Annotated in this window: 1 protein-coding gene and 1 pseudogene; both read left to right on the plus strand. The window is 39.7% G+C overall.

The features are described 5' to 3' along the window. Positions 1–89: pseudogene (locus EI164_RS16570) on the plus strand (IS5/IS1182 family transposase); the annotation flags it as partial. After that, positions 86–349, plus strand: a complete 264-nt coding sequence (locus EI164_RS16575; protein WP_192521053.1) for a hypothetical protein — start codon at positions 86–88, stop codon at positions 347–349. The pseudogene EI164_RS16570 and the gene EI164_RS16575, both read left to right, overlap by 4 nt. Positions 350–758: the final 409 nt, after the last annotated feature.

Raw genomic sequence — 758 nt, forward strand, 5'->3', positions numbered from 1 at the left:
GCATTGCCACGCGATATGATAAGCTCAAAGATAGCTATGCAGCAGCGGTAATGCTCGCTTGTGTCTTTATCTGGTTGCCCCTGATTTGAATTCTATACACACCCTAGTAGATTTAGATATTTTAAGTCAAAGTATGCATTCTAATTGGCAGGCTATTAGAAACGAATCAGCGCATGGGATTGAAAGAAAATTAAGCTTTGAAGATGAAAGTTCCTTAGAAAAAATATTAGATGACTCAAATTTTTTAGAGGAAGTTTTTTTTAGATTGATATTTCATATTATAGGATATACAGGAGAATTCTATCAATTTTCTCAGTATGGATACCCTATAACTAGTTTAAAAAATTAGATTAAATGAGTAAGTTTAGCGTTTATATAAGGTGGATTACGCATCCGCTAATCCACCCTACGCACTACGTACGTTTAAACTGTGTTTATTGTAAAATTAATCTTAACATGACAACTTATTCGCTGGGCTAAAAGCCCAGCCTACATCAAAACTCGCAATCATAAAATAGTCGTCTTGCGGTGCGGTTTAGCCCTGACTGGAGCGGTTATCCTGTCGTGACTACTAGGTTGCAAAGGCTCGGCAGGTCAGGATGTCGCGGTAGCAGCAACCTGACCTGCCTATAGCCGTGCCCTAGCAGATATGGCAGATAATAGCGGACGGCAGGATCAGCTCCCATCATGATTTTTGCAATAACCCCCTATGGCAGGATAGTTGTCACCCCTAAATAATAATTCCAAAGGGGACAATG

It is taken from the genome of Psychrobacter sp. FME13 (assembly GCF_014861395.1).
Classification (GTDB): domain Bacteria; phylum Pseudomonadota; class Gammaproteobacteria; order Pseudomonadales; family Moraxellaceae; genus Psychrobacter.